Source organism: Pseudomonas sp. WPR_5_2, from assembly GCF_003634475.1.
Lineage (GTDB): Bacteria > Pseudomonadota > Gammaproteobacteria > Pseudomonadales > Pseudomonadaceae > Aquipseudomonas > Aquipseudomonas izuensis.
On the sequence record NZ_RBLA01000009.1, the window covers coordinates 146364 to 160672 of the forward strand.

At 60.0% G+C, this 14309-nt stretch carries 16 protein-coding genes; 13 read left to right on the forward strand and 3 right to left on the reverse strand.

Annotation, left to right across the window (positions count from 1 at the left end):
• Nucleotides 1-34 precede the first annotated feature (34 nt).
• From BJ917_RS27535 to BJ917_RS27570, 8 genes are all read left to right on the forward strand, one after another.
• Nucleotides 35-2305, forward strand: coding sequence for a chemotaxis protein CheA (locus tag BJ917_RS27535; protein WP_121105573.1), 2271 nt, complete (start codon nucleotides 35-37; stop codon nucleotides 2303-2305).
• 50 nt (nucleotides 2306-2355) lie between these two features.
• Nucleotides 2356-3480: a chemotaxis response regulator protein-glutamate methylesterase gene (locus BJ917_RS27540; RefSeq protein ID WP_096509580.1), complete on the forward strand. Its 1125-nt coding sequence runs from the start codon at nucleotides 2356-2358 to the stop codon at nucleotides 3478-3480.
• Complete coding sequence (locus BJ917_RS27545; RefSeq protein ID WP_096509581.1) at nucleotides 3480-4220, forward strand: flagellar motor protein; 741 nt, start codon at nucleotides 3480-3482, stop codon at nucleotides 4218-4220. Before BJ917_RS27540 ends, BJ917_RS27545 begins: the two co-directional genes overlap by 1 nt.
• A 15-nt stretch (nucleotides 4221-4235) precedes the next feature.
• Nucleotides 4236-5126 (forward strand): flagellar motor protein MotD, encoded by an 891-nt coding sequence (motD, locus tag BJ917_RS27550; RefSeq protein ID WP_096509582.1) that lies wholly within the window; start codon nucleotides 4236-4238, stop codon nucleotides 5124-5126.
• 48 nt (nucleotides 5127-5174) lie between these two features.
• Nucleotides 5175-5963: a ParA family protein gene (locus BJ917_RS27555; RefSeq protein ID WP_121105575.1), complete on the forward strand. Its 789-nt coding sequence runs from the start codon at nucleotides 5175-5177 to the stop codon at nucleotides 5961-5963.
• A 27-nt stretch (nucleotides 5964-5990) separates the two neighbouring features.
• Nucleotides 5991-6923, forward strand: a complete 933-nt coding sequence (locus BJ917_RS27560) for a CheW domain-containing protein (RefSeq protein ID WP_121105577.1) — start codon at nucleotides 5991-5993, stop codon at nucleotides 6921-6923.
• Nucleotides 6924-7008: 85 nt separating this feature from the next.
• A complete protein-coding gene (locus tag BJ917_RS27565; protein WP_007980742.1) occupies nucleotides 7009-7494 on the forward strand; it encodes a chemotaxis protein CheW in 486 nt (161 codons plus the stop codon).
• Nucleotides 7495-7887 carry a DUF2802 domain-containing protein gene (locus tag BJ917_RS27570; RefSeq protein ID WP_121105579.1) on the forward strand — a complete coding sequence of 131 codons (393 nt, stop codon included), beginning with the start codon at nucleotides 7495-7497 and terminating at the stop codon, nucleotides 7885-7887.
• Nucleotides 7888-7958: 71 nt separating this feature from the next.
• On the opposite strand, the gene BJ917_RS27575 is transcribed toward BJ917_RS27570, so the two are convergent.
• The 3 genes from BJ917_RS27575 to BJ917_RS27585 form a co-directional block, all read right to left on the reverse strand.
• Nucleotides 7959-9275: a hypothetical protein gene (locus tag BJ917_RS27575; protein ID WP_158602494.1), complete on the reverse strand. Its 1317-nt coding sequence runs from the start codon at nucleotides 9273-9275 to the stop codon at nucleotides 7959-7961.
• Between the two features lie 172 nt (nucleotides 9276-9447).
• Nucleotides 9448-9777: an EscU/YscU/HrcU family type III secretion system export apparatus switch protein gene (locus BJ917_RS27580; protein WP_121105583.1), complete on the reverse strand. Its 330-nt coding sequence runs from the start codon at nucleotides 9775-9777 to the stop codon at nucleotides 9448-9450.
• Nucleotides 9774-11348: a flagellar hook-length control protein FliK gene (locus tag BJ917_RS27585; protein WP_121105585.1), complete on the reverse strand. Its 1575-nt coding sequence runs from the start codon at nucleotides 11346-11348 to the stop codon at nucleotides 9774-9776. The genes BJ917_RS27580 and BJ917_RS27585 overlap by 4 nt, the downstream gene beginning before the upstream one ends.
• A 197-nt stretch (nucleotides 11349-11545) precedes the next feature.
• On the opposite strand from BJ917_RS27585, the gene ccmA reads away from it, so the two are divergent.
• The 5 genes from ccmA to ccmE all read left to right on the forward strand — a co-directional run bounded on the left by ccmA (nucleotide 11546) and on the right by ccmE (nucleotide 14308).
• Nucleotides 11546-12181, forward strand: a complete 636-nt coding sequence (gene ccmA / locus BJ917_RS27590; protein ID WP_096509589.1) for a cytochrome c biogenesis heme-transporting ATPase CcmA — start codon at nucleotides 11546-11548, stop codon at nucleotides 12179-12181.
• On the forward strand, nucleotides 12178-12846 hold the full coding sequence (ccmB, locus tag BJ917_RS27595; protein WP_096515229.1) for a heme exporter protein CcmB: 669 nt from the start codon (nucleotides 12178-12180) through the stop codon (nucleotides 12844-12846). Before ccmA ends, ccmB begins: the two co-directional genes overlap by 4 nt.
• A gap of 81 nt (nucleotides 12847-12927) precedes the next feature.
• Entirely contained in the window at nucleotides 12928-13683 is a 756-nt protein-coding gene (locus BJ917_RS27600) for a heme ABC transporter permease (protein ID WP_096509590.1), read from the forward strand.
• Entirely contained in the window at nucleotides 13680-13856 is a 177-nt protein-coding gene (gene ccmD / locus BJ917_RS27605; RefSeq protein WP_057398391.1) for a heme exporter protein CcmD, read from the forward strand. Before BJ917_RS27600 ends, ccmD begins: the two co-directional genes overlap by 4 nt.
• Nucleotides 13853-14308: a cytochrome c maturation protein CcmE gene (ccmE, locus tag BJ917_RS27610; protein WP_096509591.1), complete on the forward strand. Its 456-nt coding sequence runs from the start codon at nucleotides 13853-13855 to the stop codon at nucleotides 14306-14308. Before ccmD ends, ccmE begins: the two co-directional genes overlap by 4 nt.
• Nucleotide 14309 lies beyond the last annotated feature (1 nt).

Consider the following 14309-nt stretch of genomic DNA (forward strand, 5'->3'; position numbering starts at 1 on the left):
TTGGGTTTTTAAACCTGTTAGGAGCACACCATTAATGAGCTTCGGCGCCGATGAAGAGATCCTTCAGGATTTCCTGGTTGAGGCCGGCGAGATTCTAGAGCAACTGTCCGAGCAACTGGTCGAGCTGGAAAGCCGGCCGGATGATGCGGACTTGCTCAATGCAATTTTTCGCGGTTTTCACACTGTAAAAGGGGGCGCCGGCTTCCTCCAGCTCAACGAGTTGGTGGAGTGCTGCCACATCGCCGAGAACGTGTTCGACATCCTGCGCAAGGGCGAACGTCGCGTCGATTCGGAACTGATGGACGTGGTTCTCGAAGCACTGGACGCGGTGAACAGCATGTTCAGCGAAGTCCGCGAGCGCAGCCCGATCACGGCGGCCACACCTGAACTGCTCGCGGCACTGGCCCGTCTGGCCGAGCCGCAAACGGCAGACGAGGCTGCACCTGCGCTCGTTGCCGAAGTGGTTGAAGAGCCTGTCGCACAAAGCGAAACGGGTGACATCACCGACAATGAATTCGAACAACTGCTGGACTCGCTGAACGCCGTCAAGGCTCAGGCCGAGGCGCCGGCGGCTGCACCTGAACTTGCTGGCGATGGCGTTGCCAGCGACGAAATCACCGATGCCGAGTTCGAGTCGTTGCTCGACCAGTTGCACGGTAAAGGCCAGTTCGCCGTGGATGTGGTGGTGGCCCCTGTTGCGCCTGCCGCGCCGGAGGCTCCGAAAGCCGCGGGCGACAGTTCCGACATTACCGACGACGAATTCGAAGCGCTGCTCGACCAATTGCACGGCAAGGGCAACTTTGCCGTCGAGGCGCTGGAATCGGCCATTGCTTCGGTGCCGACGCCAGCGGCACCAACGGCCGCCGCAGCCGGTAGCGACCTGATTACCGATCACGAATTCGAGTCGCTGCTCGACGAATTGCACGGCAAAGGCAAGTTCACCGAAGTCGGCAGCACATCGGCAGCCGTTACCGGCGCCAGCACTCCGGTGGCGGCCCCTGTCGCCAAGGCTGCACCTGCACCTGCGGCCAAGGCACCTGAGCCGAAAGCCGAAACGCCCGCTCCAGCACCCACTGCCGCACCGGCTCCAGCCCGTGCCCAAGCTGCGCCGCCGGCGGAAAAACCGGCCAGCGAAGCCGAGACCACCGTGCGGGTCGATACCGCGCGTCTCGATGAAATCATGAACATGGTCGGCGAACTGGTACTGGTGCGTAACCGTCTGGTGCGCCTGGGTCTCAACAGTGGCGACGAAGCCATGTCCAAGGCCGTGTCGAACCTCGACGTGGTGACGGCCGATCTGCAGACCGCGGTCATGAAGACCCGGATGCAACCGATCAAGAAAGTCTTCGGGCGCTTTCCGCGCCTGGTTCGCGACCTGGCTCGCCAGCTCAAGAAAGAAATCATTCTGGAACTGGTCGGCGAAGAAACCGACCTCGACAAGAACCTCGTCGAGGCCCTGGCCGATCCGCTGGTCCACTTGGTGCGCAACGCGGTCGACCACGGCATCGAGTCGCCGGAAGAGCGCGAAGCTTCGGGCAAGGCCCGTGGCGGCAAGGTGATCCTGGCCGCGGAACAGGAAGGCGACCATATCCTGCTGTCGATCTCCGATGACGGCAAAGGCATGGACCCGAATGTCCTGCGTTCCATCGCGGTGAAACGCGGTGTGATGGACAAGGACGCGGCCGATCGCCTGAGCGACACCGAATGCTACAACCTGATTTTCGCCCCGGGTTTCTCGACCAAGACCGAGATCTCCGACGTGTCGGGTCGTGGCGTGGGCATGGACGTGGTGAAAACCAAGATTTCCCAGCTCAACGGCTCGATCAACATTTTCTCCGCCAAGGGCCAGGGCTCGAAGATCGTCATCAAGGTGCCGTTGACCCTGGCGATCATGCCGACGTTGATGGTCATGCTCGGCAACCAGGCGTTCGCGTTCCCGCTGGTGAACGTCAACGAGATCTTCCACCTCGACCTGTCGACCACCAACGTGGTGGATGGCCAGGAAGTGGTGATCGTGCGGGACAAGGCGCTGCCGTTGTTCTACCTCAAGCGCTGGCTGGTCAGCTCCGCCGCTCACGAAGAGCAGCGCGAAGGCCATGTGGTGATCCTTTCGGTGGGCACCCAGCGGATCGGCTTCGTCGTCGATCAACTGGTGGGCCAGGAAGAAGTGGTCATCAAGCCATTGGGCAAAATGCTCCAGGGAACCCCGGGCATGTCGGGCGCCACCATTACCGGTGACGGTCGCATTGCGCTGATTCTCGATGTTCCGAGCATGCTCAAGCGTTACGCCACGCGGCGTATTTGATTCTGGTGGAGCGGGGCGACTGAGGCCCCGCTGCATCTAACGGAGTGTTTATGGCAGTCAAAGTCCTGGTGGTGGACGATTCGGGGTTTTTCCGCCGCCGCGTCTCGGAAATTCTTTCAGCGGATTCGAATATCCAGGTCGTCGGTACGGCGACCAACGGAAAAGAGGCGATCGATCAGGCGCTGGCCCTCAAGCCGGACGTGATCACCATGGACTACGAGATGCCGATGATGGACGGCATCACGGCGGTGCGGCACATCATGCAGCGCTGCCCGACCCCGGTCTTGATGTTTTCCTCGCTGACCCACGAAGGCGCCCGGGTGACCCTCGACGCGCTGGACGCCGGCGCGGTGGACTTCCTGCCGAAGAATTTCGAAGACATCTCGCGCAACCCCGAGAAGGTCAAGCAACTGCTGTGCGAGAAGATACTCAGCATCGCGCGCAGCAACCGTCGTGTCAGCGCCTACAGTGCTCCGGCGCCTGTAGCGGCTCCTGCACCAGCACCTGCGCCTTCCAGCCTCGGCAGTTATGGCGGCAGCGCGCCTGTGCGTCCGGCACCGATCCCGGCGCGTACTCACGCCGCCGCACCCTCGTCGCCGGCCCCCAAGCGCAAAGCCTACAAACTGGTGGCCATCGGCACATCCACGGGCGGCCCGGTTGCCCTGCAGCGGGTACTGACTCAATTGCCGGCCAACTTCCCGGCACCGATCGTGCTGATCCAGCACATGCCGGCAGCCTTCACCAAGGCCTTCGCCGAGCGTCTGGACAAGCTGTGTCGCATCAGCGTCAAGGAAGCCGAGGACGGCGACATCCTGCGTCCGGGCCTGGCGTTGCTGGCACCCGGTGGCAAGCAAATGATGATCGACGGCCGCGGCGCGGTGAAAATCTTGCCGGGCGACGAGCGTTTGAACTACAAACCGTGCGTGGACATCACCTTCGGTTCGGCGGCGAAAACCTACGGTGACAAAGTTCTGGCGGTGGTATTGACCGGCATGGGCGCCGACGGCCGCGAAGGCGCGCGCCTGTTGAAACAGGGCGGCAGTTCGATCTGGGCCCAGGATGAAGCCAGCTGCGTGATCTACGGCATGCCGATGGCCATCGTCAAAGCCGAGCTCGCCGACGCGGTGTACAGCCTGGACGACATCGGCAAGCACCTGGTCGAGGCCTGTATCTGATGGATGTTCTCAGCCTCATCGGCATCATCATGGCGTTTGTCGCCATCATCGGTGGCAACTACCTTGAAGGCGGGCACCTCGGGGCGCTGGCCAACGGCCCGGCAGCCTTGATCGTACTCGGCGGGACCATCGGCGCGGCGTTGCTGCAATCGCCGATGAGCGCCTTCAAACGGGCCATGCAGATACTGGCGTGGATTCTGTTTCCACCGCGTGTCGACCTGGCCGGCGGCATCGATCGCGTCGTCAACTGGAGCCTGACCGCACGCAAGGAAGGCTTGCTCGGGCTGGAAGGGGTGGCCGACACCGAGCCGGACAGCTACTCGCGCAAAGGCTTGCAACTGCTGGTGGACGGCGCCGAACCCGAAGCCATCCGCAGTATTCTGGAAGTGGATTTTTTCACCCAGGAAAGCCGCGACGTCGAAGCGGCCAAGGTGTTCGAAAGTATGGGCGGTTATGCGCCGACCATCGGCATCATCGGTGCGGTGATGGGCCTGATCCACGTCATGGGCAACCTCGGCGATCCATCGCAACTGGGCAGCGGCATTGCCGTGGCCTTCGTCGCCACCATCTACGGTGTGGCCAGTGCCAACCTGGTGCTGCTGCCGATTGCCGCCAAACTCAAATCCGTTGCGCTGCGCCAGTCGCGTTATCGCGAAATGTTGCTCGAAGGCATCCTGTCGATCGCCGAAGGTGAAAACCCTCGCTCCATTGAGTTGAAGCTTCAGGGCTTCATGGATTGATGGGGGTAATGGACTATGGCTCGTCGCCGACAGCATGAAGAGCATGTAAACCATGAGCGTTGGCTGGTTTCCTATGCCGACTTCATCACCTTGCTCTTCGCGTTTTTCGTGGTGATGTACTCGATCTCTTCGGTCAACGAAGGCAAGTACAAGATCATTTCCGAGGCGCTGATCGGGGTCTTCTCCGACACCGAACGCGCGCTCAAGCCGATCCCGATCGGTGACGAGCGTCCGAAGACCGTGACCCCGGCCAAGCCGCTGGTCAAGGATGCCGAGCAGGTCGACGCCGGCATCGCCGGGGCCAGCGATCCGCTGAAAAGCATTGCCGACGACATCAGCGCGGCGTTCGGTGACCTGATCAGTTCGAATCAGATGACGGTGCGTGGCAATGAGCTGTGGGTCGAGATCGAACTCAATTCCAGCCTGTTGTTCGGCAGCGGCGATGCCATGCCCAGCGACATCGCGTTCAACATCATCGATAAGGTCGCGGCCATTCTGAAGCCGTTCGACAATCCGATTCATGTCGAAGGTTTTACCGACGATCAGCCTATTCGTACCGCGCAATACCCCACCAACTGGGAACTGTCGTCGGCCCGCTCGGCGAGCATTGTGCGCATGCTGGCGATGCAGGGGGTGAACCCCGGTCGCCTGGCGTCGGTCGGCTACGGCGAGTTCCAGCCGGTGGCCAACAACGCCACAGCCGAAGGGCGGGCGCGCAACCGTCGCGTGGTGCTGGTGGTATCACGCAATCTTGACGTGCGCCGCAGCCTGACCGGGACCGGAACCGCTCATACCACACCGGATGCTGCTTTGAAGCGTGCTGGCACACAAACTGCACCGACCCCGGTCAAGTCGCCGGTACGAGAGAGCGCCGTCAATTCTCCGTCACCCGCATTAACACGTTGAGCTATTTCTCGGCCGATTCCTTATGGTCGGCCGGGTGGAACAATCCGAATGAGAGTCTGGGCAGTCGCCAATCAAAAGGGTGGTGTCGGTAAAACCACTTCCTCCATCGCTTTAGCCGGTTTGCTGGCCGAGGCGGGCAAGCGCGTGGTCGTGGTCGACCTGGACCCCCACGGCTCGATGACCAGCTACTTCGGCTACGACCCCGACAGCCTGGAACACAGCAACTACGACCTGTTCCTGCACAAGGGCAGCGTGCCGCAGGGTTTGCCCGGGCAATTGCTGCTGTCCACCAGTGACGAACGCATTTCCCTGTTGCCATCGAGCACCGCCCTGGCCACCCTTGAGCGCCAGTCGCCAGGCCAGAGTGGCCTGGGCCTGGTGATTGCCAAGAGCCTGGCGCAGTTGTGGCAGGACTTCGATTACGCAGTGATCGACAGCCCGCCGTTGCTCGGCGTGCTGATGGTCAATGCCTTGGCGGCAAGCCAGCAATTGGTGATCCCGGTGCAGACCGAACACCTGGCGGTCAAGGGCCTGGAACGCATGGTCAACACCCTGGCGATGATCAACCGTTCACGCAAGCAGGCCTTGCCGTTCAGCATCGTGCCAACCCTGTTTGACCGTCGCACGCAAGCGTCCCTCGGCACGCTAAGGGTGCTGCGCGACAAGTTTCCGGAAGAGATCTGGCAGGGCTACATTCCCGTGGACACGCGCCTGCGCGATGCCAGTCGTGCGGGGCTGACGCCTTCGCAATTCGACGGCAAGAGCCGCGGCGTACTCGCCTACCGTGCGTTGCTCAAGCATCTGCTGGCGGCACAACTCGTTCCGCAGGTGGCGTGAGATGAGCCATAGCCGTGGGGTGCGCACATGAACCGGCCATTGAAAACTACGTCGCGCCCGCAACTGGCGCTTCAGTCTTATCTGGAAAGCTTGCTGCAGGACATCACCGAGGAGTTTGCTCCGTCAATCGAAGCGCCTCCCCAGGTGGTCGAGGTCGAAGCGGCGCTGGACGAATTCCAGGCGGCAGTGCTCGAAGAACAGGCCCGGGATGCGCAGAAAGCCGTGGCCGCTCCCGCTCCAGTGGCCACGCCGGCAGCGAAGACACCCGTTGTCGTAGTCGAAGCACCGGCACCTGTCCTGGCGCCGGTATCGACCATCGCTCCGTTGCTGCAAGCGTTGGTGCCTCCATCCGCCGAGGTGGAGCCAACACCGGAGCCAGCGGTTGTCGAAGTTCACCAAGCGCTGGTGCTCCCGGTGGTCGAGGTTCACCTGCCACCCGCCAACACGCCGCCACCGGTGGAAACCGACGGTCGTCCGGCCTGGGCAGCCGAACCGTTCGAATGCCTGTTGTTCGATGTTGCCGGGTTGACGCTGGCGGTGCCGCTGGTGTGCCTGGGGTCGATTTATCCTTTGGCCGGCCATGAGCTCACGCCGCTGTTCGGCCAACCGGAGTGGTTCCTCGGCATCCTGCCGAGCCAGGCGGGCAACCTGAAGGTTCTGGACACCGCGCGTTGGGTCATGCCCGACCGTTATCGCGATGACTTCCGCCAGGGCCTGCAATACGTCATTTCCGTTCAGGGCTACGAGTGGGGGCTGGCGGTGCATCAGGTCAGTCGCTCGTTGCGCCTGGACCCGAACGAAATCAAGTGGCGCAGCCACCGTGGTCAGCGGCCATGGCTGGCGGGCACGGTGATTGAACACATGTGTGCGTTGCTCGACGTATCCGAACTGGCCGAGTTGATCGCCAGCGGTGGGGCAAAGCACATGGGCGGCAGCAAGCCGGCCCCAAAATTGAAATGAACACTGCACAACAAACACGCGACGGCATTCAAATGCCGCAGCACAGAACACACACCGCCACGGCGGTTTTTCGAGGGGTCAGGGTATGAATGATAAGGCGACGGCGGCAAAAGGGTCCGAAGATCCGATCCTGCAATGGGTAACCTTCAAGCTGGACAACGAAACCTACGGCATCAACGTGATGCGCGTTCAGGAAGTCCTGCGCTACACCGAAATCGCCCCGGTGCCGGGTGCCCCGAGCTACGTGCTGGGCATCATCAACCTGCGCGGTAACGTAGTCACCGTGATCGACACCCGTCAGCGTTTCGGCCTGATGAATGCCGAAATCAGCGACAACACCCGTATCGTCATCATCGAAGCCGACAAGCAAGTGGTCGGGATCATGGTCGACAGCGTGGCCGAAGTGGTTTACCTGCGTCAGTCGGAAATCGAAACCGCGCCGAACGTCGGTAATGAAGAATCCGCCAAGTTCATTCAAGGCGTGTGCAACAAGAACAACGAACTGCTGATCCTGGTCGAACTGGACAAGATGATGAGCGAAGAAGAATGGTCGGAACTGGAGAGTATCTGATTGATTCTCGAGGTTGCGGTCATTGTCCTGTTCCTGTTCTGGGCAGGCACGCTGGCGATGTTTCTGGCGTACATTCGCGATCAACGCAAGATCGCCGCGCAACAGGCCCAGGGAGATGCGCTGCGTGATCAGCGCATCAAGGACCTGGCCAAACGGGTCGATGACTACCAGAACGGCAATGTGCGCATGGGTGAAGACCTGCACGAACTACGTGCCATTGTCGCGCCCCTGCCGGACCAGCTCGCCCGCGTGGAACAGCGCGACCCCACAAGCCTGTCGTTCGCCCAGGCGGCGCGACTGGTGGGGATGGGCGCCAGCGTCGACGAACTGACCCAGTCCTGCGGCTTGACCCAGGCTGAGGCGGAGTTGATGAGCAAGTTGCACAAGAACTAAGTTGCCATCAAAAGATTGCCCGAGCCTGACTTCAGCTACGGGCAATACTTTTGTGCATTCGCTTGCTGTGATTAGTAACTTGCGAGTCGAACAAATGATGTCTGGTAGCTTGTAAACCGCCAGCTGTTTCCAGCAATCAACAGTTTGTTATCGGGCATCAAGGCGAAAGCAACTGCGCCATCGCTATCGCCAAACACCGGAATCGTTTTCCAGCCAACGCCATCGGCAAAGCCAGGATCCAGAGAACCATTCCCCAGATAGCTCCCTACAAGAAATTCATTTTTTTCGCCATTTTCAGGTTGGGCAATTACATTGCCGATTGTCATCGTGATGTGATTGATTAACGACGTTCCTCCGAGCCACAAGCAATTCTGAGGTCTTGGTTGCGAGATTGCAGGTTTGCCAAAGTTGAAGGTAGTGTCGTATTGACCATCCTTCGTAAATCCCATGACCATACAATCATTGGTGCCCAAGCCAACATCTTTGTAGGTGTAGACGAAACCTGCGGCGACTAGTCGTCCATTTGGCGCCAAAATGACTTGATTGATATGGGTTGAATGATCTCTATAACTGAAAGAAGAGAAACCACCAGCACCAAAAGTTTTGTCAGGTGACCCATCACGGTTGAACCGGACGATAAGTCCATGCTCGTGTTCTTTCTGGACTCCGCCAAAAACGATGATCTTTCCATCTACTTGGACCAAGTGCCCGGACAGCTTTACAGAATCACCACCTGCCTTGAATTTTACGTAACCTGAATTGCCGAAACTCGTATCGGGAGCGCCGCTCTGCAGGAACCGCATGATGATTCCGTAACCATCTTGCCCTTTAACGGAACTGTGGACAGTCAACAATATGGTTCCATCGGGCTGGACTGTTGTACTGCTCATGCTATTTGAAGATGAGGTGTCGCTGCCTTGCAGGCTCCTTAATTGCGGCTCGGTTGATGGAATGTTAACGATGACATGGCCACGATCACCAAAGCTGATGTCACGTTCACCATTTTCGTTTACGCGTAGCAGTACAGGCTGATATCCACCTTCTTCGGTGTGGTTGAAGCCAGATAGCAAAATTTTATTGTCATCGAAAATAGAAATAGGGCCACCCAATGCGTCGACACTAGGCAAGAAGTTGTCTCTGACGTATCCGTCGCGGCCAAATCGCGTGTCGATGGAGCCGTTTTCATTCATTTGAAACAAGCCAAACTGCCTTCCGTCATCGCTGTATGTCGTAGCGCTTACAACAATTTTTCCGCTTTTATTCACCGCCACGCCAGCAACTTGGGAAGTTCTAGTGCCAGGAAATGAATGCGAAATTTTCCCTTGTTGTCCAAACGTTGGGTCAAGAAAGGGGGAGTCGTTGCCAGCCGTTTCATTTGTAGTGTTCATTATTGTTACCTGCCCACGGTGAGTTGGCTCACAGGCGAAGGTGTTCAGCCTGTGAAAGCGCCACTGGCGCCCCATTTTAAGTGGAGGGTGGCAGGCGAGATTAGGTGTGCGTTAGAGAGAATCGCAACTGTCAGTTCTGACAGTTGCGATAAGCGGACAATCCGTCCAGGTATCAATAGTCCGTACCACGCTCGGTAATGTCCTTCTCAAGCACCGGCGCATCCGGATCCTGCCCCGCCGGAAACTTGCCCTTCAAATTCCACGCAAACGCAATGATCTCCGCGATCGTGCGGTACAACTCCTCCGGAATACTGTCCCCCAGCTCCATGCGCGCCAGCAGCTTCACCAACTCGGCGTTTTCGTAGATCGGCACTTCGTAGTCGCGGGCAATCCGCAGGATTTCCTCGGCCAGTTCTTCATCACCCTTGGCGGTAAGGGTAGGGGCGTGGCTGCCGTCGTATTGGAGGGCGATGGCCTGGCGTGGGGCGTTGGGGTTTTTCATGCGGTTTCGTCGACCCAGCGTTGTTCAAGACGGGTTTGCGGGCCTTGGGGTGGTTTGCCGTGATGGCAATCGAGATCACCGACGTTCAGGCCCGATGCCAGCAGGCGTTGGCGCAATGCCGCCAGATTGTTTTCGATCAGGCTGGCGGTGTACGGCCGTTCGGCCCACAACTGGCTGGACAGGCTGCCCTTGATCAGCTGTGCCTGAATCTGCATCGGCCCCAGCGGCTCCATGTCGAACGCCAGCTCGACGCGCCACAGTTGTTGCCTGGGCTCTTGCTCGTCGCGACGTTCATGTTGCTGTTCTTTCTCTGGCGTTTCTTCGCGCTGGAATTTGATCTGCAATGGCACGATGTCTTGCAGGTTGCGCATCGGGATTTCCAGTTGCCAAGTGCTCATCAGGCGACCATCACTGGTGACGCCGCTCTGCTCCAGGCTAGACAGTTGATGGCTCTGCAAGCGTGAAACCGCTGCCGCCGCCAGACGCAGCAAGTGTTCGAGGTCGTCTTCGCCTTCGGCGCTTTGCAACAGGCGCTCGGGCAGCGGGAAGTCGGTCGGTGAGGGTTTGGCGCTGACCTGTCCGAGCATGCCCAGGGCATTGCGCACGAAGCTCGGCATGGCCTGGGCCAGGGTGTTGGCGGCGATGATCGCACTCAGATTGGTACTGGCCGGCAGCCCCGGTGTCAGTTGCGCAATCAATTTGAGCAGATCGGCTTTCATGTCGGGCGCGAGCGTGGGGTTTTGACCGGTCAGCAGTTTGGTTTCGAGGAAGGCGCCACTGTTGGCCAGCGCCTGCGCCAGGCCTTTGGGTGTGCTCAGTTGCTGGACGTCCGGCAGGCCGGCAAGCAGCCTGTCCACAGCCGCGCGCAAGTCGCTGGGGGTTTGGTCCGATGGTGGCAGGTTTTGCAACAGCGTGAGCAAGCCATTCAGCGAACCCTGACGGCTGGATTGACTGACCAGTTGCTGGGTCACCGCCAATTGGTCCTGGCGGTTGCTCAAGGGCACGAACTTCAAGGTCTGGGTGTCCTGCACCCGGGCGCTGAGCAAGGTGCCGATACGCAACGGCTGCGGGCTGTCGATGCTCAAGGTGCTGCCGCTCAGGGCGGTATTGAGCAGGCTGACCATCGAGCGAAACACCGTCGGTTGCCCCGGTACTTGCGGCAACACCTGGGAGGTCAGCACTTTGCCCTGTAACAGCGTGCCGACCGGCAGTTGCGCGGTGTCGAGGCGGGTGAGGGTGGCAACGCTGGAGGCGAGGGCCTGTTGCACGGTAATGGCCAGATTGCCCGCCGAAGGCTGGGTGACGGCGATGCTGGTGCCCTGGGCCAACGGCAGGTTGCTGGTGGCCTGGACTGTGGTCTGGCGCCCGCTTTCCAGAGTGACCTTCAACAATAGCTGAAAAGTCTGATCCGCCTGCTTGAGCGACAGCACTTCGGCCCTGGCAGTCTGGCCGGTGGTGATCAGGCCCTCGATGGGCGTCAGCAGCTTCAGCAACTCGCCACTGATCGCCAGCGGGCGCGTGGCCGCCGGGGTGGTCTGCGGTAGCGGGAGGATGTTGATTTCGCCTGTCATACGCGGTCACAACCTTGGGAAAATGCGCTCTTTGGAGTAGGAAATGGCATGTATAATGCCGCGCGGTTGTATACAGGGCGCCCGAAACATTGCAATTATTTGACGCAAGTCTCTCGCTCGGGTTGCCAATACATCTATTCTGCTTCTCTTTAACGGCCGCGCCAGAGCCGACTTGAACCGATAAGGCCCGTGAACCCTTGACCAGTCCTGTCCTGCAAACCGTTGCCCTTGCCTGTGAGCGAGACCTCCGGCTGCTCTTCGAAAATCTCGATTTGAGACTGGCCAGTGGCGAAATGGTACAAATCAGCGGCCCCAATGGCAGTGGCAAGACCAGCCTGTTGCGCCTGCTTTCGGGGCTGATGCACCCGACGGCCGGTCAAGTGTTGCTCAATGGTCAGCCACTCAACGAACAGCGCACGGAGCTGGCGCGCAACCTGCTGTGGATCGGCCATGCGGCGGGGATCAAGGACTTGCTGACGCCGGAGGAGAACCTGAGCTGGCTCTGTGCCCTGCATCAGCCGGCCTCCCATGAAGCGATCTGGCAGGCCCTGGCGGCGGTCGGGTTGCGTGGTTTCGAAGATGTTCCCTGCCATACCCTGTCCGCTGGCCAGCAGCGCCGTGTCGCCTTGGCGCGTTTATATCTGGACAGCCCGCCGCTGTGGATTCTCGATGAGCCCTTCACCGCGCTGGACAAGCAAGGCGTGGCGCAGTTGGAGGAGCACCTGGCCGGCCACTGCGAACGCGGCGGCATGGTGGTATTGACCACTCACCACACGCTGAGCCGCATGCCGGCTGGCTATCGCGACATTGATCTGGGGAAATGGGCCGTATGAGTGTGTTCGGCCTGTTGGTCGCCCGTGAGGCCCGTCTGTTGTTCCGCCGCCCCGCGGAACTGGCGAACCCGTTGGTGTTTTTTGCCATTGTCGTTTCGCTGTTTCCGCTGGCGGTGGGCCCCGAGTCTCAATTGTTGCAAACCTTGTCCCCGGGACTGGTCTGGGTGGCGGCCCTTTTATCGGTTTTACTCTCGCTGGACGGGCTTTTCCGCAGTGATTTCGAAGACGGATCGCTGGAACAGTGGGTCCTTTCGCCGCACCCCCTGCCTCTTCTGGTTCTGGCCAAGGTGCTGGCACACTGGTCGTTTTCCGGCCTGGCACTGGTTTTGCTCGCTCCCTTGCTGGCGTTGATGCTCGGTTTGCCTGCCGCCTGTCTGCCGGTGTTGCTGCTTTCCTTATTGCTCGGTACACCGGTGCTGAGCCTGCTCGGTGCGGTGGGCGCGGCGTTGACCGTCGGTTTGAAGCGCGGTGGCCTGTTGCTTGCTCTGCTGATATTGCCGTTGTACATCCCGGTGTTGATTCTTGGCAGTGGCGCCTTGCAGGCGGCCTTGCAGGGCATGCCGGCGACCGGTTATCTGTTGTGGCTGGGTAGCCTGACCGCCCTGGCGATAACCCTGACACCCTTTGCAATAGCCGCTGGCCTGAAGATCAGCGTCGGCGAATAATGAGGTCTGGTTAAAAATTGACCAGTAAAGACCCTTTGGCTGCCTCGTGATAACGGGCAGCAACCGTGATTGGAAACAGTAATGAACTGGACCTGGTTTCATAAGCTCGGCTCACCCAAGTGGTTCTACGGCATCAGCGGCAAACTGTTGCCGTGGCTGAGCATGGCGGCGTTGCTGCTGATCGGCATTGGCGTGGTCTGGGGTCTGGCCTTCGCGCCACCCGACTACCAGCAGGGCAACAGCTTTCGCATCATCTATATTCACGTTCCGGCGGCCATGCTGGCGCAGTCCATCTACGTGATGCTGGCCGTGTGCGGTGTCGTCGGGCTGGTGTGGAAAATGAAACTGGCCGATGTCGCCCTGCAATGCGCGGCCCCCATCGGTGCCTGGATGACCGCCGTGGCGCTGGTCACCGGGGCGATCTGGGGCAAACCGACCTGGGGCTCGTGGTGGGTCTGGGATGCACGACTCACGTCTATGCTGATCCTGCTGTTCCTGTACTTCGGTCTCATTGCGCTGGGCAACGCCATCAGCAATCGTGACAGCGCGGCCAAGGCTTGCGCGGTGTTGGCGATTGTCGGCGTGATCAATATCCCGATCATCAAATACTCGGTGGAGTGGTGGAACACCCTGCACCAGGGCGCGACCTTCACCCTCACCGAAAAGCCGGCGATGCCTGCCGAAATGTGGCTGCCGCTGCTGCTGACGGCGCTGGGCTTCTACTGTTTCTTCGGCGCGGTGTTGCTATTGCGCATGCGCCTGGAAGTGCTCAAGCGCGAGGCGCGAGCCAGCTGGGTCAAGGCCGAAGTACAGAACAGCCTGGAGGTCGCTCGATGAGTTTTGCGTCATTCGGCGACTTCATCGCCATGGGCCATCACGGCCTGTATGTCTGGTCGGCCTACGGCATCTGCCTGGTGGTGCTGGCCCTCAACGTGGCGGCGCCGATCCTGGCCCGCAAGCGTTATTTGCAACAAGAGGCGCGTCGTCTGCGCCGGGAGAACGGCAAGTGAATCCGCTGCGTAAAAAGCGTCTTACCATCATTCTTGCGATTCTGGTCGGGGTCGGCGCTGCCGTTGGCCTGGCCCTGAGCGCCCTGCAGCAAAACATCAATCTGTTTTACACGCCGACGCAGATCGCCAACGGCGAGGCCCCGCAGGACACGCGTATTCGCGCCGGCGGCATGGTCGAGAAAGGTTCGTTGCAACGTTCCAGTGATTCGCTGGACGTGAAGTTCATTGTCACCGACTTCAACAAGTCCGTGACCATCACCTATCGCGGCATCCTTCCGGACCTGTTCCGCGAAGGGCAGGGCATCGTCGCCCTGGGCAAGCTCAATGCCGATGGCGTGGTGGTGGCCGATGAAGTGCTGGCCAAGCACGACGAGAAGTACATGCCCCCGGAAGTGACCAAGGCGTTGAAAGACAGTGGTCAATCCGCCCCAACACCCGCTAAGGAGGGTTGAT